The organism is Fundidesulfovibrio agrisoli (genome assembly GCF_022808715.1).
Classification (GTDB): domain Bacteria; phylum Desulfobacterota; class Desulfovibrionia; order Desulfovibrionales; family Desulfovibrionaceae; genus Fundidesulfovibrio; species Fundidesulfovibrio agrisoli.
Window position 1 is genome coordinate 1 of sequence record NZ_JAKZKX010000003.1, and the last position, 18,647, is coordinate 18,647.

Genomic DNA, 18,647 nt, shown 5'->3' on the forward strand with positions numbered 1-18,647 from the left:
GAGCGGCGCGCGTTGATATTCTTCCGATATATCGGCGCGCGCCGCTCAGGCAGGCCCCACCGGGAGACCACAACCCCACTTCAAGTCTTCCCCGTAATCGCATAAGAGGAGCGTGCTTCCGGGCCACGCGACGCCGCAGGCCCGTCAGATACGAGAACCCGAGGATTTCCGATGACCGTACGCCGCCTCCTCTGCGCCGCGCTGCTGGCCTGCGTCTGTGCAATCCCGGCCGCCTGCGCCGCGCCGTCCGCGACCCCAAATCCCTCCTCCCAGCCTGCGGCTTCCAGCGGGAACGCCGTTCCCCGGAATCAGGCCCAGGCCGACCTGGAACTCCTCAAACGCACCTACCCCGACGTGGTGGCCTCCGTCTCTCCCGACGGCCTGACCCTGCGCGACGGCACGCGCCTGCCCTACGACGACGGCAGATCGAAAACCCCCGAGCAGGCCCTGGACGACGCCGACCTGCAGGACATGCTGGCCCAGCCCTATCCCCTGGCCCCGGTGACGGCCGAACCCGGCCCCGGCGTGCACCCGGGGCGAGTGCGCGTCACGGCCTTCTTCAAGGCCGCCTACGGCCACACCCCCGAGGAGGTGAAGGCCTCCCTCGTCTCCGTGCGCTTCCTGGGCGCCACGGTGCAGTTCAACTCCCGCAACGGCGCGGCCAAGGCCCTGGAGGCCGTGAACGCGGACCTGGAGCGCCTGCTGGCCGCCAACCCGGAGCTTCGCCGCTTCGTGCTGCCCGTTTCCGGCACCTTCGCCTGGCGGCAGATCGCGGGCACGCAGCGCCTCTCCATGCACTCCTTCGGGGCCGCCATCGACCTGAACGCCAAGGTCAACACCTACTGGCAATGGTACAAGGGCAACGACCCGCTGGGCCTGCGCAAGGCCTTCCCGGCGGAGGTCGTCGAGGTGTTCGAGCGCCACGGCTTCGTCTGGGGCGGCAAGTGGGCCGAGTTCGACATCATGCACTTCGAGTACCGTCCGGAAATGATAGCCAAGGCCGGGGCCCCGCGGTGAGCGTGCGGGGCCGCTTCGCCCCCAGCCCCTCGGGCCGGATGCACCTGGGCAACGCCTGGACGGCCCTGCTGGCCTGGCTCTCGGCGCGCTCCAAGGGCGGGGCGATGGTCCTGCGCATGGAGGACCTGGACCCGGCTCGCTCCAAGCCGGAATTCGCGGCAGCCATCCTGGGCGACCTGGCCTGGCTCGGCCTGGACTGGGACGAAGGCCCGGACAAGGGCGGCCCCTGCGGCCCCTACAGCCAGGACGAGCGGCGCGGCCTCTACGACGAGGCCCTGCGCGGGCTTGATGCGCGCGGCCTGCTCTATCCCTGCTACTGCACCCGGGCCGAGCTGCGCGGGGTGCAGGCCGACCCGGCCTCGGCCCCCCACGTGGGCGAGCTGGAGCCGGTCTACGCCGGAACCTGCCTCGCCCTGACCGGGGCCATGCGCGCCGCCAAGGAGGCCCTGGGCCGCCGCCCGGCCACGCGGATGCGCGTGGAGGAGGGCGCCGTGACCTTCACGGACGGCGTGCTCGGCCCACAGACCCAGGAGCTTTCCCGCCAGTGCGGCGATTTCCTGCTGCGCCGCAGCGACGGCGTGCACGCCTACCAATTGGCCGTCTCCGTGGACGACGCCGCCCAGGGCGTCACCGAGGTGGTGCGCGGGGCGGACCTGCTGGACTCCACCGCGCGCCAGATCCACCTCATCCGCCTGTTTGGGCGCGTGGAGCCGTCCTACGCCCACGTTCCCCTGCTGGTGGACCCGGACGGCAGGCGGCTCTCCAAGCGCCGCCAGGACGTGGACCTGGGCGCGCTGCGCGCTTCGGGGGTGACGCCCGGGCGCATTGTGGGCTATCTGGCCTGGAAGGCCGGGCTTCTGCCGGAGCCCAGGCCCGTGGAGGCCAGGGAACTGGCGGACGGCTTCAGCTTCGCGCCCATGCCCGCCGGGCCGGTGGTGGTGCGGGAGAACTGGATGGAGGAGGGAGCATGACCAAGGCCCTGATCGCGCTGATGTTCCTTCTGGTCGCCGTGCCGGGCCAGGCGGCCACGCAGAAGAGCGTCAAGAAGCACGGCAAGAAGCAGGAGAACTGCCAGCCCATCGACGTCAACTCCACCAGCACGCACTGCTACAAGCTGCGCCCCGGCGGGGGCCACGGGCGCTGCGAACCCCAGAGCCTGCCCTACGCGCGCTGCCGCACGGGCAACATGTGCTGCCGGGGCAACAACGAACTTTCGCCCATCGGCTGGTACCACGGCGAGGAGCGCCTGGGGCACGTCTCCCAGACTCCGGCCGGGGGCGCGGTGCTCATCCTGGGCGACAACTCCCGGCACCGCATGACCACGGGCCACGTGTTCTACGTGGAGAGCGTCAAGCACAAGGGCGGCGACCACTGGGAGCTGACCCTCTCCCACACCAACTACGACCGCCAGTGCCACATCGAGACCAACGTGACCGGCGAATACAACGTCCACACGCGCAACCTGGCCATGAAGACCGGCCACTGGAGCGTCTGGGGCAAGGATCTGCGCGCCCTGGGCTTCATCGTGAAGTAGCGCCCGCTTCGCGGGCGCGCCGCCTCCGTCACACCGGCCCCGCCGCCAGGGCGCGGGCCAAGCCCGCACGCGCCGCGCGGCGCAGGGAGCACGGCCATGAGCCCCGCATCCACCCCGTCCGATCCCGCCCCCTCGTCCGACGAGGCCAAGCGCGCCGCCTTCGCCGGGCGCATGGCAGAGATCCTCGACGCGTCCGCCCTCAACGCCGCGCTGTGCCTTGGCTACCGCGCCGGGCTGCTGGAGGCCATGGACCGCCTGGCCCGCCTGGCCCCCCAGGGTGGTCCGGCAACCTGCGCCGCCATCGCCCGTGAAGCCGGGCTCTCCGAGCGCTACGTGCGCGAATGGCTCGGCGCAGTGGCCTGCGGCGGGGTGGTGGAGCTCTCCACATCCGAAGCCGGGGAGGAGCTTTTCCTGCTGCCGCCCGCCCACGCCGACCTGCTGACGCGCCGCGCCGGGCAGGACAACCTGGGCGTCTACACCCAGGAGATCCCGCTCCTGACGCAGTGCGCACTGGAGGACGTTCTGGCCGGGTTCGGGACCGGGCTGGGCGTGCCCTACGGCCGCTATCCGCGCTTCCACGAATGGATGGGCCAGGTGGCCGAGGCCAAGCACCGGGAGGTGCTGGTGGACGTGTTCCTGCCGTCCGTGGCGGGCGGAGAGGTGCTGCGGCGGTTGCGTGAGGGCATCGCCGTGCTGGACGTGGGCTGCTCAGAGGGGCTGGTGGCGCTGCTCATGGCCCGGGCCTTCCCGAGGAGCAGGTTCCTGGGCGTGGATATCTCGGGCGACGCGCTGGAGAAGGCGAGGAGCGAGGCCGCGCGCCTGGGTTTGAGCAACGTCCGCTTCGAACTGCGCGACGCGGCGGCGCTGGGGGAGGACGCGGCGTTGGCGGGCAAGTTCGGCTACGTGACCGCCTTCGACGCCATCCACGACCAGGCCCGCCCCCTGGCCGCGCTCAGGGGCGTGCGCGCCGTGCTGGCCGAAGGCGGATACTTCTCCATGGTGGACATCAAGGCCGAATCGGACATCGCCGGGAATTTGGGCCGGCCCATGGCGGCGTTCCTGTATACCGTGAGCCTGCTGCACTGCATGCCCGTGGGGCTGATGGACGGCGGCCCGGGCCTGGGCATGATGTGGGGCAGGCAAAAGGCGCTGGAACTGCTGGCCGAGGCCGGGTTCGGGATGGTGAAAGTGTGCGACATCCCGGGGGACGGGTTCAATTCGCATTACCTCTGCGAGTGAGGGCATGGATGCGGGTTCGCGAGTCGCGGTGCATTATTTCAATATGTTGAGCGCGAAAACTTTCATCAATATGACAATTGAACGTGTCCGGCAGTTGTTTCTTGCCTCAACTTCGGTGAGACGATAGCGCTGGTCCTGTTCCTTTCGCGCGGCGAACGAATCCTCTGTTCGGGGCCTGGCCGGTACCCGCATTCCCCGCGCCACTCAATCGGAGGGAGACGTCATGCTCCGGGCCTTCAGATGCTGTGTTTCGGTGGCGTTGTTGTTTGTCTCGTGCGCCGTCGCAACGGCGGCGCCCACCACCGCGGACCAGGCCCGGAAGGCCGCGCTTGGCTGGCTCGCCCTCGACGCCGCACCCATGGCGGCGGCCATGGGCGCGCCCACCGCACAGGTGGACTCCTACAACGGCCCCGACGGATCGCCCGCGTATTATGTGGTCAACCTGGCCACTGGCGGTTTCGTGATCGTGCCCGCCGACGACGAGGTGGAGCCCATCGTCGGGTTCAGCGCTTCCGGCACGTACGATCCGTCCCAGGCCACCCCCCTGGGGGCCTTGGTCAGCCGCGATGTGACCGGGCGCGTGCAGGGTGTGCGCTCTCCCGCTGCGGCCCCGCTGCAGGGCAGGGCGGCGGCCTCCTCGGCGGCCCAGGTGAAATGGAGCCTGCTTCTTTCCGGCGCCAACAAGGCGGCGAGCACCAACGGGCTCTCCAGCGTATCCGATGTGCGGGTCAGCCCGCTTCTCTGCACCACATGGGGGCAAAGCAACGACATAAACGGCAACCAGACCTACAATCTCTACACCCCGTTGGATACCTTGGCCGAGCCTCAGTATAATCTCGTGACGGGGTGCGTGGCCACGGCCACGGCCCAGTTGCTGCGCTTCCACCAGTATCAGCCGCTGGCCGGCATCGGTGTGCACACCTACGACATCCATGTTCTGGATCAGCCGTCCACCATGAACACCAGGGGCGGCGACGACAACGGCGGCCCCTATGTGTGGGGCGACATGGACACCAGCCCCGCCACCGGGACCCTCATGAGCCACCGCCAGGCCATCTCGCGCCTCATTGCGGACGCGGGGGCCAGCGTGAACATGTCCTACAACACCGCCGCGGTGGGGGGCTCCAGCTCGGACACCCTGGATGCGGCGAATTCACTGGGCAGCCTGTTCGGTTTCGCGAACGCGCGCAAAGGCGAGAACTCCGGCAACAACCTGCCCGACGCCAACCGCACCAACATGGTCAACGCCAACCTGGACGCGGGATATCCCGTGCTGTTCGGCATCCTCTCCGACACCGGCGGGGGCCACGCCATCGTTTGCGACGGGTACGGCTTCAACACGACAACCCCCTACCATCACCTGAACCTGGGATGGAACGGCAACTACAACCTGTGGTACAATCTGCCCTCGATCCAGGCGGGCAGCGACAACTTCGTCACGATCCGAAAGTGCGTCTACAACGCCTTTCCCTTCGGCACGGGCGAAATCGTCAGCGGCCGGGTGACGGACGCGGGCGGCAAACCCATCAAGGGCGCGCTGGTGAGCACCACCCTGCCCGACGGCGTCACGCGCTACCAGTACAAGACACGTTCCAGCGGCATTTACGCCTTGCCCAACCTGCCCTCGGGCACCACCTACACCATCACGGTGAAGAAGACCGGATACTCCTTCCCCACCACGCAGGTGGCCGTGGGCACGTCCACGGACCATTCCATCACCGCCGGCAACGTGGCGGGCGTTGACTTCACCGGGACCACGGTGGCCACCACCCGCAACGACCTGGATTTCAGCGCGGGCAACGCCCACACCTTGGCCCTCAAGAGCGACGGCACGGTGTGGGCCTGGGGCAACAACGCCTACGGGCAGTTGGGCACCGGCGACACCACGGACCGCCGCACCCCGGCGCGCATCCCCGGGCTTACGGGCGTCGTGGCCCTGGCCGCGGGCAGCATGCACTCCCTGGCGCTCAAGAGCGACGGCACGGTGTGGGCCTGGGGCCGCAACAACGCGGGGCAGCTCGGCACAGGGGACTTGAGCGACCGTCCGACCCCCACCCAGGTGGCGTTCACCGGCCTGAACGGGGCGACCATCACCGCCATCGACGCCAGCGGCTCCAACACCTCGCTGGCCATCGACTCCAACCAGAACGTCTGGGCCTGGGGCCAGAACGACCTGGGCCAGCTCGGCAACGGCTCCAACACCAACAGCGCCGTGCCCGGACAGGTCGTCAGTTCCCAGGGGGGCTACGTTACCGGAGCGACCACCATCTCCGCCGGGCAGGACCACTGCCTGGCGCATTGCGGCGGCAAGGGCCTCTGGGCCTGGGGTTCCAACAGCGACGGGCAGTTGGGTGTTCCATCGGCTTCACTCGCCTCCAGCAACACCGCCGTGAAGGTGCCAAGCATCTCCGGTATACGCAGTGTGTCAAGCGGCAAGGGGTACTCCCTGGCACTGAAGGTGGACGGCATGGTCTGGTCCTGGGGCGGCAACCAGTTCGGCCAGCTCGGCCTGGGCAACACCACGGACCAGTCCGCGCCTTCCTTGATCCCCAATCTGTCCAATGTGGCCAACGTGTCCGCCAACGCGCAACACAGCCTGGCCCTGATGCTCGACGGCACGGTCAAGGCCTGGGGCGACAACACCTACGGGCAGCTCGGCCTGGGCGACACCGTACAGCGCAATTCGCCGGTGAAGGTGCCGAGCCTGAGCGGGATGAAGGGTTTGCAGGCGGGCGGCGGCGCGCCCGGAGCCGGGGAGCTGGGGCACTCCATGGCCGTCGCCAACAGCGGCGACCTTTATGTGTGGGGCTGCGACAGCTCCGGCCAGTTGGGCGACGGCGGCACCGCGCAGCGCGCCACGCCGAGGATCGTCACCAACATGTCGGGGCCCGGGGCCTCGGGGCTGGCCGGGATGGAGTTGCTGCTGATGGGCAACTAGAGCCGATTGATCGGATTGAAGCGAGAAAGCCCGGCGGGAGGAGTGGTCCTTCCGCCGGGCTTTTGCTTTTGGGGCCGGCCGTGCGGAAGCTTCTACGCTGACGATTGACAGCGACGGCGCCGGTAACTATGTTACCCGAGAAAGGAAATACGCCATGCAGACGCAATCCCGGGTCAGCCCGAGCCAGAAAATGAAGCTTTATCGCGCCAGGATGAAGCAGGCAGGCCTGCGGGCCGTGCAGATTTGGGTCCCGGACACTCGCTCGCCCGTGATCGCCGCTGAGTTGCGCCGTCAGTGCAGGCTGGCCAGCCAGAGCCCGGAAGAGGGTGCCGTACTGGATTTCCTGGAGGGCGTCAGCGCCTGGGACGAGACTGAATGAAGCGCGGGGACGTGGTGATCGTGGCCATGGCCGGTGATTACGGGAAGGCCCGCCCGGCCTTGGTGGTTCAACACGACCAGGCGAATCTTGACCACGCCAGCGTGGTGGTCTGCCCGATCACTTCGCACCGCATTGACGCCCCGTTGTTTCGGGTCGAGGTGGAGCCATCCCCTACGAACGGGTTGCAGACGGAATCGCAAATCATGGTGGACAAGGTCTCCGCCGTGAAGCGTGAGCGGATACGGCAGATTGCCGGGAGCATGCCCGAGGAAGTCATGGTGCGAGTGAACAGAACGCTCGCCCTGTGGCTGGGCCTATAGGGCGGCATACCTCGTCGGATCACTCACCCCCGCCTCCTCGAACCCCTTTTTCCTCAACAAGCACGAATCGCACCTCCCGCACGCCAGCCCCTCTTCATTCGGGTCGTAGCAGCTGTGCGTCAGCCCGTAATCCACCCCCAGCCCCATGCCCAGTTCGATGATCTGGGCCTTGTTCAGGCGCATCAGCGGCGCGTGCACCTTCATCTTCAGCCTGCCTTCCACGGCCTCCTTGATGGCCAGGTTGGCCATCTTCTCGAAGGCCTCCACGAATTCGGGGCGGCAGTCGGGGTAGCCGGAGTAGTCCAGGGCGTTGACGCCGATGAAGATGTCCGCCGCGGGGAGCACCTCGGCCCAGGCCAGGGCCATGGAGAGGAACACCGTGTTGCGCGCGGGCACGTAGGTCACGGGGATGTCCTGCTCCATCGCGGCGGTGTCGCGGTCCTTGGGAACGTCGATGTCGGCGGTGAGGGCCGAGCCGCCGATGGCGCCCAGCGGCAGGTCCAGCACCAGGTGGCCTGCCGCGCCCAGGTGTTTGGCCACGCGGCGGGCGGCGTCCAGCTCCACGGTGTGGCGCTGGCCGTAGCGGAAGCTCAGGGCGTAGGCGTTGTAGCCCTGGGATTTGGCGATGGCTAAGCACGTGGAGGAGTCGAGCCCTCCGGAAAAAAGAACCACGGCGTTCTTCACGATGAGTCTCCGATGATTATACCCCGCGTTTGTCGGGGTCCCAGATGATCTTGTGCTGTTGCAGGCTCAGGCGTACGGGGAGCCTGTCCGCCAGGATCCAGGCCGCCAGCTCGGCCAGGGGCAGGCTGGCCGTTATCGGCGAGAAGTGGATGGCCCGCCCGGAGCGCGGCAGCGCGTGCACGGTCCGGGCGGCATAGTCGTAGTCTTCCCGGCCCGCAAGCACGAATTTCAGCTCGTCCTGGGGGCGCAGGCATTGCAGCAGCGCCGGGTGCATGCGCTCGTGCATCCCGCTGGAGGGGCACTTCACGTCCACGATGGCCGTGGCCACCTGGGGCAGCATGTCGGGCGGCAGGGTGCCGTTGGTCTCCACCAGCAGCTCGTAGCCCTCCAGGGCCAGGGCGTGCGCCAGCGGGACCGCCTCGGGCTGGAGCAGGGGCTCGCCCCCGGTGAGCTCCACCAGGTTGCAGCCATGCTCCCCCACGGCCTCCAGCACGGACTTCACGCTCATGGGCCGCCCGCCCTCCCAGGAGTAGGGCGTGTCGCACCAGGCGCAGCGCAGGTTGCAGCCCGACAGGCGCACGAAGGTGCACGGCCTGCCCGCATGGGTGGACTCCCCCTGGATGGAGTGGAAGATTTCCGTTACCAACAGCGTCATCGGCGCACGCACCTCTTTGCGATAGCCGAAATCGTAATCCAAGAACCGCGCGGCGTCAAAAGCCGCAGGGAGCAGTATGACCCTGAAAGACGACGTCTCCAAACTGACCCACCTGGGCCAGGCCGGAACCACCTACCCCGAACGCGTATCCCCCGAGCTCATCGAGACCTTCCCCAACCGCTTTCCGGAGCGCGAATACACCGTGACCTTCGAGTCCGAGGAGTTTACCAGCCTCTGCCCCATGACCGGCCAGCCCGACTTCGGCACCATCACCGTGAGCTACGTGCCCGGCGAGCTGTGCATCGAGTCCAAGTCGCTCAAGCTGTACCTGTTCAGCTACCGCAGCGAGCCCAGCTTCATGGAAACCCTCACCAACCGCATCCTGGACGACCTGGCCGGGGCCTGCAAACCCCGCAAAATGACCGTAACGGGCAACTTCCGCCCGCGCGGGGGCATCGGCATAGTGGTGCAGGCCTCGATTTGAGGCTGATTTGCGGTTTGGGCGCACAAAACCGGCCCGAGGTGCTTCCGTAAACGGGGCGGATGTCTTATTCTCCATAGCTACGAGTAGTCCGCATCCAACACAGGAGAATTCTTATGTGGGAATATACTGACAAAGTGCGCGAGCACTTCATCAACCCCCGCAACGTAGGCGAGATCAAGGACGCCTCCTGCGTGGGGGAAGTCGGCTCCATCGCCTGCGGCGACGCGCTCAAGCTCTTCCTCAAGGTGGACGAGAACGACCGCATCGTGGACGCCAAGTTCCAGACCTTCGGCTGCGCCAGCGCCATCGCCTCCTCCTCGGCGCTTACCGAGATGATAAAGGGCAAGACCGTGGACGAGGCCCTGGACGTCTCCAACAAGGACATCGCCGAGTTCCTGGGCGGCCTGCCCAAGGAGAAGATGCACTGCTCCGTCATGGGCCGCGAAGCCCTGGAGGCGGCGGTGAAGAACCTGCGCGGCGAAGAGGCCGTGCCCCACGCCGAGGGCGAGATCGTCTGCGAGTGCTTCGGCGTCACGGACGAGCAGATCCGCCGGGCCATCGCCGAGAACAACCTGAACACCGTGGAGGAGATCACCGACTTCACCAAGGCGGGCGGCGGCTGCGGCAAGTGCCTGGACAAGCTGGCCGACCTGCTGGCCGAGGCCAAGGGCCAGAAGAAGGTGCTCACGCCGCTTACGGTCAAGCCCGCAGGGCTGACCAACCTGCAGCGCATGAAGCTGGTCAACAAGGTCATCGACGAGGAGATCAGCCCCAGCCTCCAGCAGGACGGCGGCAACATCGAACTGGTGGACGTGGACGGCAAGCGCGTGCTGGTGCAGCTGCGCGGGGCCTGCTCCTCCTGCAAGTCCAGCCAGTTGACGCTCAAGCAGTTCGTGGAGAAGCGCCTGCGCGAGACGGTCGAACCCGACATCGTGGTCGAGGAGGTGCGCTGATGGCCCCCGCTTCCCCCATATACATGGACAACAACGCCACCACCCGCGTTGACCCCGCCGTTCTGGAGGAGATGCTGCCGTATTTCTCCGACCTGTACGGCAACCCCTCCAGCATGCACACCTTCGGCGGGCAGGTGGGCCGCAAGATCAGCCAGGCGCGCGAGCGCGTTGCCGAGGCCTTCAACTGCAACCCCGACGAGGTGATGTTCAACGCCTGCGGCACCGAGGGCGACAACACGGCCATCCGTTCGGCCCTGGCCTCCCAGCCGGAGAAGCGCCACATCATCACCACGCGCGTGGAGCATCCCGCCGTGCTCAACGTGGCCAAGCACCTGGAGCGCCGGGGCTACGAGGCCACCTACCTGGGCGTGGACGAGCAGGGCAGGCTCGACCTGGACGAACTGCGCGACTCCATCCGTCACGACACGGCCCTCATCTCCGTGATGTACGCCAACAACGAGACCGGCGTGATCTTCCCCATCCAGGAGATCGCGGAGATCGCCAAGGAGCGCGGCGTGCTCGTGCACACCGACGCCGTGCAGGTGCTGGGCAAGGTGCCCTTCGACTTGAAAACCCTGCCCGTGGACTTCCTGGCCGTGTCCGGCCACAAGGTGCACGCCCCCAAGGGCGTGGGCGCGCTCTTCGTGCGCAAGGGCGTGCAGTTCAGGCCCTTCATGCTGGGCGGCCACCAGGAGCGCGGCCGCCGCGCGGGCACCGAAAACACCACCGGCATCATCGGCCTGGGCAAGGCCTGCGAAATCGCCATGAAGAACATCGCGCACGAGAACAGCGCGGTGAAGGCCCTGCGCGACAAGCTGGAAAAAGCCCTGATCGCCGCCATCCCGGATACGCGCATCAACGGCACGGTGGACGCCCGCCTGCCCAACACCACCAGCCTGGCCTTCCAGTACGTCGAGGGCGAGTCCATCCTGCTGATGCTCGACGCCTTCGGCGTGTGCGCCAGCTCGGGGTCGGCCTGCACCTCCGGGTCGCTGGAGCCTTCGCACGTGCTGCGGGCCATGGGCGTGCCCTTCACCTACGCCCACGGCTCCATCCGCTTCAGCCTCTCGCGCTTCAACACCGAGGCCGACGTGGATCTGGTGGTCAAGGAGCTGCCCCCCATCATCACCCGCCTGCGCGAGATATCGCCCTTCAAGCACGCGGAGGGGGAGGCCCCGGCCTGCACCTGCTAGCCGGAGCGGCCGAGAGTAGCTGAATAACTACAAGGGATTCCAAAGGGAGTTCCTCCCTTTGGAATCCCTTTTCGCTTCGCGCCCCGCGCGGGGCCGCGTCGACACCCCGGAACTCCCGCCTGACGGAGCGAGCATGGACCCGCATCACGCCCACCCCACCTGCGCCCTGTGCCCCTACGACTGGTCCGAACGCTACTGCCGCAACGCCAAGGGCAAGGCCCCGGCCAACTGCCCCTCGCTGCGCCTGCGGGAGCAGGCCGCCGGGGCGCTGGCTGAAACCGTTTCGCCCGAGAACCGGGAGTTCGCCCGCCTGGCCTCCGTGCAGGAGTCCCTCTGCTACGGCGGGCGGGAGAACGGCTATGCAACAGTGAAGCCGCTCAAGCCGCGCATCGTGGAGACCGTGGAGTTCGCCCGGCGCATGGGCTACCGCCGCCTGGGCCTGGCCTTCTGCATCGGGCTGCGCAAGGAAGGGGCGATAGTTCACGAGATTTTCCAGACCAACGGCTTCGAGGTGGCGTCCGTCTCCTGCAAGGCCGGGGCGGTCTCCAAGGCGGAGCTCGGCATCGGCCCCGCCGACCAGGTGGACCCGAACGCGGCCCACGAGAGCATGTGCAACCCCGTGTTCCAGGCCGAGGCCCTCAACGCGGCGGGGACTGATTTCAACGTGCTCCTGGGGCTTTGCGTGGGGCACGATTCGCTCTTCCTCAAGTACGCCAAGGCCCCCTGCACCGTGCTCGCCGTGAAGGACCGGCTGCTTGGCCACAACCCCCTGGCGGCCGTGCAGCAGTACGACGGCTATTGCCGCTATCTGAAACAGCCGCTGGAGTAGGGCGCGGAGAAGACGGAAGAGGCCTCCGGCGGCCAAAGGGAGTTCCTCCCTTTGGAATCCCGTATCGCTTCGCGTTCACGGCGGGGATGCCGAGTTGGAAAGTAAAAAGCCGGGTGATCCTGAGGGATCACCCGGCGTTTTTATTGGGGGAAAGGCGGGGAGGGCTAGGCGGACAGGGCTTTGGCCCCGGAGCCGTTGTGCATGTCCTCGATGAGCTGTTTGAGCACCACGGCCTGGCGCGAGAGCTGGCTCACGGCATCCGAAGCCTGGATCATGGCCTGGGAGGTCTCCCCGGAGATGGCGTTGACCTCCTCGATGGAGCGGTTGATCTGCTCGCTGGCCGCGGACTGCTCCTCCGAGGCCGCCGCGATGGAGCGCACCTGGTCGGCGGCGGAATCCACGAGGCTGACGATCTCCCGCAGGGATTCGCCCGAGGTCTGGGCCATGCGGGTGGCGTCCTCGATGGCGCCCACGGCCTTCTCCACGGTGACGATGTTGGTGCGCGTGCCCTGCTGGATGCCGGAGATGGAGTCCCCCACCTCCTTGGTGGCGGTCATGGTCTTTTCGGCCAGCTTGCGCACCTCGTCGGCCACAACCGCGAAGCCGCGTCCGGCCTCCCCGGCGCGCGCGGCCTCGATGGCGGCGTTGAGGGCCAGCAGGTTGGTCTGGTCCGCAATGTCGGAGATCACGTCCATGATCTGCCCGATGCCCTCGGCCTGATGCCCCAGGGAGGACATGTCCGTCTTGAGGTTCATGGCCTGGCGCTGCACCTCGCGGATGCTCTCCACCACCTTGGCCACCACGGCGGACCCGTCCTCGGCCTTGTGCTTGGCCCCCTCGGCGGTCTGGGCCGCCTGGGAGGCGTTGCGGGCTACCTCCAGCACGGTGGCGTTCATCTGCTCCATGGCGGTGGCGGTCTCGGCCACGCGCTGGGCCTGAGTCTGGGCTCCGGCGCTGGAGTGGTCCACCTGGACGGAGAGCTGGTCAGAGGCGGAGGCCAGGATCTCGGTCACGTGCTGCAACTCCCCGGCCACGCGCAACATGCTGGTGAGCGTCTGGTCGGCCTGTTCGCGGGCGGCGTCGGACTCGGCCCTTGCGGCCAGCGAGGCCTCGGCCTGCTCCGCCGCCAGGCGGGACTGCCGGTCGGCCTCCTCGATCTTCTCCTTGAGGCTGCCCACCATGCTGTTCAGGTTGGCGGCCAGCTCGCCGATCTCGTCCTTCTGGTCCAGCTCCAGGGTGCTGCCGTAGTCCCCGGCGGCCACCTTGCGGGCGAAGTCCACGCCCTTGCGCACCGGGCCGGTGATGGCCCTGGTGATGAACAGGGAGATCACAGCGCCCAGGCCCAGGGCCACGGCCAGGCCGATGGCCAGCTCCAGGCGGGCCGCGCCCAGCTCCGCGTTGGCCTGCTCGGAGAGCTTGGTCAACTGCTTGATGCCCGCCTCGGAGATGGAGGTGGCGTTGGCCAGGATGGACTGGGCGGCCTTGCCCCCGGCGGCGTTCTGCTCGCGCATGTCGGCTGATGCGGCGATCTGCTTGTCCAGCCGGTCGGAGTAGGTGGTGATGGTTTCCACGAGCGTGTTGAAGGTCTTCTTCTGGTCGGCGTCCGTGGCGAAGGCCTTGAGCGTGGCGATGTTGCTGTGCACCTGCTGGAACAGGGCCTTGGCCTGCTTGTATTCGGCCACGTCCCCAGTGACGTCGGCGCGCAGCACGTGGAACTGGATGGAGGAGGCCGTCTCCAGGATGCCGTTGGCCAACTCCAGGTTCTGGAGGTCGTCCTCCAGGGTGTTCTTTCCTGAATCCTTGGCGATGGATTTGTGCAGCACGCCTTCATAGAGGCGGGCCACGTCCTGCGCGGCCTTGAAGAAGCGCTCGGCCGAGGCCACCCGCTCATCCCTGGCGGCGTTCAAGGCCTCCTGGATGACCAACGCCTGGGAGGAAAGCTTCTCGTAGTCGGCGAGCTGTGCGGTCAAGGAGCCGATGGACTCGCGCAGGGCCACCAGCCTGGGGTAGCGGTCCGCCAGGGCCTGCGCCTCGGCCAGGGCCTTCTTGGCCTCGGCCAGTTGGGCGCGCATGGTCTCGTATTCGGCCTTGTTGCCCGTATGGGCGAAGCCGCGCATGGCGAACATGGCGCGCTGGGCGTGGTTCTGGATTTCGTTGGCCAGCTCGACTTCAGGGGCGTATTCGTTCTTGATGCGCTGCGAGGTCTCGCTCACGGAGGACATGCCCATGAAGGCCACGGCCCCGAGCACGACGACCAGCGCCAGGACCACGCCGAAACCGATCCCGATCTTGAGGGACAGTTTGAGATTCTTCATCACGACTCCCGATACTGAAGAGAATATCCGCAGAGAATAACTCTGCAACACGAACAACTTATGCTGCCTGCCATGTTTACCGGAGGGCCCATTCATCCACGGGGTTACCACATTTGTCAAATAACTCTTTTCAATCCGGAGAATGTCGTTCTCAGGCGGCCCTGAAAACCCGCGCGCGCTTTCGCGGGTATCTGGCGGTCTTCCCCGAATGGGTTTATAGTCGGCACTTGCAACAGAACCGCGCCCGGCGCGAAGCGAGGATAATCCATGAAAATCGCAGAGAACATGGTGGAGCTGGTGGGCAAGACGCCCCTGGTCCGCCTGAACAGGATAGGCCAGGGCCTTGGCGTCACGCTGGTGGCCAAGCTGGAGACGGCCAACCCGTGCTTTTCCGTGAAGGACCGCATCGGCCGCAACATGATCCTCGACGCCGAAAAGCGCGGCGTTCTGGACAAGGACACCGTGATCGTGGAGCCAACCAGCGGCAACACCGGCATCGCGCTGGCCTTCATGTGCGCGGTGCGCGGCTACAGGCTGATCCTGACCATGCCCGAGTCCATGAGCCTGGAGCGCCGCACCCTGCTCAAGGGGTTCGGGGCGGAGCTGGTGCTCACGGAGGCGGCCAAGGGCATGAAGGGGGCCATCGAGAAGGCCCGGGAGCTCGTGGCGGAGCTGCCCAAGGCCTTCATGCCCATGCAGTTCTCCAACCCGGCCAACCCCGAGGCCCACGCCCTGACCACCGCCGAGGAGATCTGGAGCGACACCGACGGCGCGCTGGACGCCTTCGTGGCAGGCGTTGGCACGGGCGGCACCATCACCGGCGTTGGGCGCGTGCTCAAGCCGCGCAAGCCCGGCCTCAAGGTGGTGGCCGTGGAGCCGGACGCCTCCCCGGTGCTCTCCGGCGGGCAGCCCGGCCCCCACGCCATCCAGGGCATCGGCGCGGGCTTCGTGCCCGACGTGCTGGACACCGCCCTGCTGGACGAGGTGGTCCGCGTGGCCAACGAGGACGCCCTGGCCATGGCCCGGCGTCTGCTGCGTGAGGAGGGCATCCTCTGCGGCATCTCCTCCGGGGCCAACTGCCACGCCGCGCTGGAGCTGGCCAAGCGGCCTGAATACAAGGGGAAGATGATCGTGTTCATCGTCTGCGACACCGGCGAGCGCTACCTGAGCACCGCCCTGTTCACGGGCACGGAGGCCTCGAAATGATGCGCGAACACCACATGCTGGCCAACATGACCCCGGACAAGTCCGTCATAGAGGACGTGGTGGGCAGGCTCACCGCGCCCACCTCCTACCAGGCCTTCGCCAGCCGCAAGCTCACAGACGCGCCCATGCCCTCCATCGAGGCCTTGAGCGAAGTGATGAAGCGCCTGAAGGCCGTGCTCTTTCCGGGATACTACGGCGACTCCGAGGTGACGCCCGACACCCTGGCCTACCACACCGGCGCGCACCTGGACATCGTGTTCCGCCGCCTGGCGGACCAGATCAAGCGCGGCTTCTGCTTCACCTGCATGGGCGAGAATAAGGCCTGCACCGGCTGCGAGGAGCAGGCCATGGAGAAGGCCACGGCCTTCCTGCAGAGCCTGCCCGCTATCCGCGACGCCCTCATCCTGGACGTGCAGGCCGCCTACGAAGGCGACCCGGCGGCCAAGAGCCCCGGCGAAACCATCTTCAGCTACCCAAGCGTTGCGGCGCTCATCCACCAGCGCGTGGCCCACAGCCTGCACGTGCTCGGGGTGGACATCATCCCCCGCATCATCACGGAGATGGCCCACGCCGTCACCGGCATCGACATCCACCCCGGGGCCACCATCGGCAACGGCCTGTTCATCGACCACGGCACCGGCGTGGTCATCGGGGAGACCACCATCATCGGCAACAACGTGCGCCTGTACCAGGGCGTGACGCTCGGCGCGAAAAGCTTCCCCAAGGACGAGCACGGCAACCCCGTGAAGGGCCTGCCCCGTCACCCCATCGTGGAGGACGACGTGGTCATCTATTCCGGGGCCACGGTGCTCGGGCGCATCACTGTGGGCAAGGGCGCGGTGATCGGCGCCAACGTGTGGGTAACCTCCGACGTGGAGCCGGGGGCCAGGGTGCTTCAGGCCAGAAGCCTCAAGGAGTAGCGCATGTCCGCGGCCAAGCTGGTGATCGCCATGGTGGGGCTGCCCGCCTCGGGCAAGTCCACGGTCGCTTCCAAGATCGCGCAGTGCCTGACGGCGGAGGGCGTGGCCGTCCGCGTGTTCAACAATGGGGACGTGCGCCGCGAGATGCTGGCCGGGCAGGACTCCTCCAGCCCGGAGTTCTACTCCCCGGCCAACCGCGAGGGCGTGGCCCTGCGGGAGAAGATCGCGCGCATCAACCTGGAGCGCGCGGCAGACTACCTGCGCGGCGGGGGCGAGGTGGCCGTGCTGGACGCCACCAACGTCTCGGCCCAGCGCCGCAGGGTCATCAAGCAGATGATGGCCGGGCACACACAGTTCTTCATCGAGTGCGTCAACCCGGACCCGGAGCTGCTCTCGGCCAGCATCTCCCGCAAGGCCAAGCTGCCAGAGTTCGCGCACCTTCCGCCGGGGCAGGCCGAGCTGCACTTCCGCGAGCGCATCGGCTACTACGAGACCATCTACACTCCCCTGGCCGACGAGGAGAACTTCGTTGTGCTCGACACCCTGGACAACCGCATCATCCGCGAGCGCGTCCAGGCCGTGCTGCCACACTACCGCATCATGCGCGACCTGCTCGTCTCCGACTGGGTGCGCAACCTCTACCTGGTCCGCCACGGTGAGACGGCCTACAACCTGGAGATGCGCATCGGCGGCGACTCCGACCTCACAGCGCGGGGCATGGTCCAGGCGCAGGCCCTGGCCTGGGCCTTCAAGGACACGCCCCTGCCCTACGTGTTCACCAGCACGCGCAAGCGCACCCGCCAGATGGCCATGGTGCTCTGCGACGGCCGGGAGGACTGCCGGACCATCCCTCTGCACGAGTTCGACGAGATAGACGCGGGCGTCTGCGAATCCATGACCTACGACCAGATCGCGCGGGACATGCCCTCCGTGCACGAAGCCCGCACCCGCGACAAGTTCCACTACGTCTACCCCGGGGGCGAAGGCTACGTGACCCTGCAGGAGAGGGTGGAGCGGGGCGTGAAGAAGGCGCTGTACCTCTCGGGCAACGCGGAGAACATCCTCATCGTCGGGCATCAGGCCGTGAACCGCATGATCCTCTCCCACTTCCTGTACCGGCGCACCGGGGACGTGCCCTACATCCACATCCCGCAGGACCGCTACTTCCACATCGTATCCACCCAGTCCCGCAAGCTTTTCGAGCTGGTCAGATTCATGGGTTGATCTGCGCCCGGCAAAGTGCCATAGCACAAGCGGGGGGGTAACATCACACCCAGTGGGAGGACAGTATGCTCGGATTGGAAAAACGTGTTGACGCCATGAGGGACATGCAGGGTATCTCCGGCACGGAGTCGCAGAGCCCCGCCAAGAGCACCGCAACCATGGGCATCATGCTGGCGCTGGTGGCCATCGTGGTCGCGGTGGGCGTCTATTTCGCGGTGGACGGCAAGTACGCCGGCAAGCTGAGCGCCTCGGAAACCCGTCTGGCCGCCATGGAAGCCAAGGTGGCCGAAGCGGTGAACGCCCCCAAGGAGATGGCCCGCAAGGCCATCGCCGCCAACAACCTGGACGAGATGGCTTTGAAGGTCAACCAGCTCAAGGGCCAGCTCGAAGCGGCCCAGCAGGAGAAGCTGGCCAAGATCGAGGAACTGGTGAAGGGCCTGCAGGCCGACATCGCCAAGTAGCCTTCACCCTGAATCGGCATCGAAAATGGCCGCCGGAAGCGACGCTTCCGGCGGCCTTGTTTTTTTCGTGTCGCCCGCGAAGCGGGGGGAACGCAGTGGGCCGAAGGTCTCCGATCATCTAGGGTCCGGACCCGGCACGACTCACCTTGCTGTAACGGTACTGGGCCTGGCGTTCACAGGCGGCAAGGAGCGGGTTTCCAAAGGGCGAAGCCCTTTGGCCGCCGGAGGCTTCCACCGCCAAGGGCGCACCGGGAAGAAAGACGCATCCGGCGGGCCAAGGGAGTTCCTGCCTTGGC

General features: G+C 67.1%; 18 protein-coding genes. 15 read left to right on the forward strand and 3 right to left on the reverse strand.

Going from position 1 to position 18,647, the window contains the following annotated elements:
* Window positions 1-171: 171 nt before the first annotated feature.
* The 7 genes from MLE27_RS02755 to MLE27_RS02785 all read left to right on the forward strand — a co-directional run bounded on the left by MLE27_RS02755 (window position 172) and on the right by MLE27_RS02785 (window position 7,427).
* Window positions 172-1,017, forward strand: a complete 846-nt coding sequence (locus MLE27_RS02755; protein ID WP_243310357.1) for a M15 family metallopeptidase — start codon at window positions 172-174, stop codon at window positions 1,015-1,017.
* The gene (gene gluQRS / locus MLE27_RS02760; RefSeq protein WP_243310358.1) at window positions 1,014-1,988 is read left to right on the forward strand and encodes a tRNA glutamyl-Q(34) synthetase GluQRS; all 975 of its coding nucleotides are present in this window, start codon (window positions 1,014-1,016) and stop codon (window positions 1,986-1,988) included. Before MLE27_RS02755 ends, gluQRS begins: the two co-directional genes overlap by 4 nt.
* On the forward strand, window positions 1,985-2,551 hold the full coding sequence (locus tag MLE27_RS02765) for a hypothetical protein (protein ID WP_243310359.1): 567 nt from the start codon (window positions 1,985-1,987) through the stop codon (window positions 2,549-2,551). Before gluQRS ends, MLE27_RS02765 begins: the two co-directional genes overlap by 4 nt.
* Before the next feature lie 96 nt (window positions 2,552-2,647).
* A complete protein-coding gene (locus MLE27_RS02770; RefSeq protein ID WP_243310360.1) occupies window positions 2,648-3,790 on the forward strand; it encodes a class I SAM-dependent methyltransferase in 1,143 nt (380 codons plus the stop codon).
* 262 nt (window positions 3,791-4,052) lie between these two features.
* Window positions 4,053-6,728, forward strand: coding sequence for an RCC1 domain-containing protein (locus tag MLE27_RS02775; RefSeq protein ID WP_243310361.1), 2,676 nt, complete (start codon window positions 4,053-4,055; stop codon window positions 6,726-6,728).
* A gap of 154 nt (window positions 6,729-6,882) precedes the next feature.
* On the forward strand, window positions 6,883-7,107 hold the full coding sequence (locus MLE27_RS02780; protein ID WP_243310362.1) for an antitoxin MazE family protein: 225 nt from the start codon (window positions 6,883-6,885) through the stop codon (window positions 7,105-7,107).
* Window positions 7,104-7,427 (forward strand): type II toxin-antitoxin system PemK/MazF family toxin, encoded by a 324-nt coding sequence (locus MLE27_RS02785; RefSeq protein WP_243310363.1) that lies wholly within the window; start codon window positions 7,104-7,106, stop codon window positions 7,425-7,427. The genes MLE27_RS02780 and MLE27_RS02785 overlap by 4 nt, the downstream gene beginning before the upstream one ends.
* Here the strand turns inward: MLE27_RS02785 and queC are convergent.
* Together queC and MLE27_RS02795 are read right to left on the reverse strand one after the other, a co-directional pair.
* The gene (gene queC / locus MLE27_RS02790; protein WP_243310364.1) at window positions 7,422-8,111 is read right to left on the reverse strand and encodes a 7-cyano-7-deazaguanine synthase QueC; all 690 of its coding nucleotides are present in this window, start codon (window positions 8,109-8,111) and stop codon (window positions 7,422-7,424) included. The genes MLE27_RS02785 and queC overlap by 6 nt on opposite strands.
* A 16-nt stretch (window positions 8,112-8,127) precedes the next feature.
* Window positions 8,128-8,766, reverse strand: coding sequence for a 7-carboxy-7-deazaguanine synthase QueE (locus tag MLE27_RS02795; protein ID WP_243310365.1), 639 nt, complete (start codon window positions 8,764-8,766; stop codon window positions 8,128-8,130).
* A 76-nt stretch (window positions 8,767-8,842) separates the two neighbouring features.
* Here MLE27_RS02795 and queF point away from each other — a divergent pair, with 76 nt between their 5' ends.
* The 4 genes from queF (at window position 8,843) to MLE27_RS02815 (ending at window position 12,225) form a co-directional block, all read left to right on the forward strand.
* Entirely contained in the window at window positions 8,843-9,250 is a 408-nt protein-coding gene (queF, locus tag MLE27_RS02800; protein WP_243310366.1) for a preQ(1) synthase, read from the forward strand.
* A gap of 113 nt (window positions 9,251-9,363) precedes the next feature.
* The gene (nifU, locus tag MLE27_RS02805) at window positions 9,364-10,203 is read left to right on the forward strand and encodes a Fe-S cluster assembly protein NifU (protein WP_243310367.1); all 840 of its coding nucleotides are present in this window, start codon (window positions 9,364-9,366) and stop codon (window positions 10,201-10,203) included.
* A complete protein-coding gene (gene nifS / locus MLE27_RS02810; protein ID WP_243310368.1) occupies window positions 10,203-11,396 on the forward strand; it encodes a cysteine desulfurase NifS in 1,194 nt (397 codons plus the stop codon). The genes nifU and nifS overlap by 1 nt, the downstream gene beginning before the upstream one ends.
* Window positions 11,397-11,529: 133 nt before the next feature.
* A complete protein-coding gene (locus MLE27_RS02815; RefSeq protein ID WP_243310369.1) occupies window positions 11,530-12,225 on the forward strand; it encodes a DUF1847 domain-containing protein in 696 nt (231 codons plus the stop codon).
* A gap of 164 nt (window positions 12,226-12,389) precedes the next feature.
* Here MLE27_RS02815 and MLE27_RS02820 read toward each other — a convergent pair whose 3' ends face one another.
* Window positions 12,390-14,540, reverse strand: coding sequence for a methyl-accepting chemotaxis protein (locus tag MLE27_RS02820; protein ID WP_243310370.1), 2,151 nt, complete (start codon window positions 14,538-14,540; stop codon window positions 12,390-12,392).
* Between the two features lie 267 nt (window positions 14,541-14,807).
* Between MLE27_RS02820 and cysK the strand changes: the two genes are divergently transcribed.
* From cysK to MLE27_RS02840, 4 genes are all read left to right on the forward strand, one after another.
* Window positions 14,808-15,746: a cysteine synthase A gene (gene cysK / locus MLE27_RS02825; RefSeq protein WP_243310371.1), complete on the forward strand. Its 939-nt coding sequence runs from the start codon at window positions 14,808-14,810 to the stop codon at window positions 15,744-15,746.
* On the forward strand, window positions 15,743-16,666 hold the full coding sequence (gene epsC, locus MLE27_RS02830; RefSeq protein ID WP_243310372.1) for a serine O-acetyltransferase EpsC: 924 nt from the start codon (window positions 15,743-15,745) through the stop codon (window positions 16,664-16,666). Before cysK ends, epsC begins: the two co-directional genes overlap by 4 nt.
* 3 nt (window positions 16,667-16,669) lie before the next feature.
* Window positions 16,670-17,890 carry a bifunctional nucleoside/nucleotide kinase/histidine phosphatase family protein gene (locus MLE27_RS02835; protein WP_243310373.1) on the forward strand — a complete coding sequence of 407 codons (1,221 nt, stop codon included), beginning with the start codon at window positions 16,670-16,672 and terminating at the stop codon, window positions 17,888-17,890.
* Window positions 17,891-17,955: 65 nt separating this feature from the next.
* On the forward strand, window positions 17,956-18,351 hold the full coding sequence (locus tag MLE27_RS02840) for a hypothetical protein (RefSeq protein WP_243310374.1): 396 nt from the start codon (window positions 17,956-17,958) through the stop codon (window positions 18,349-18,351).
* Window positions 18,352-18,647: the final 296 nt, after the last annotated feature.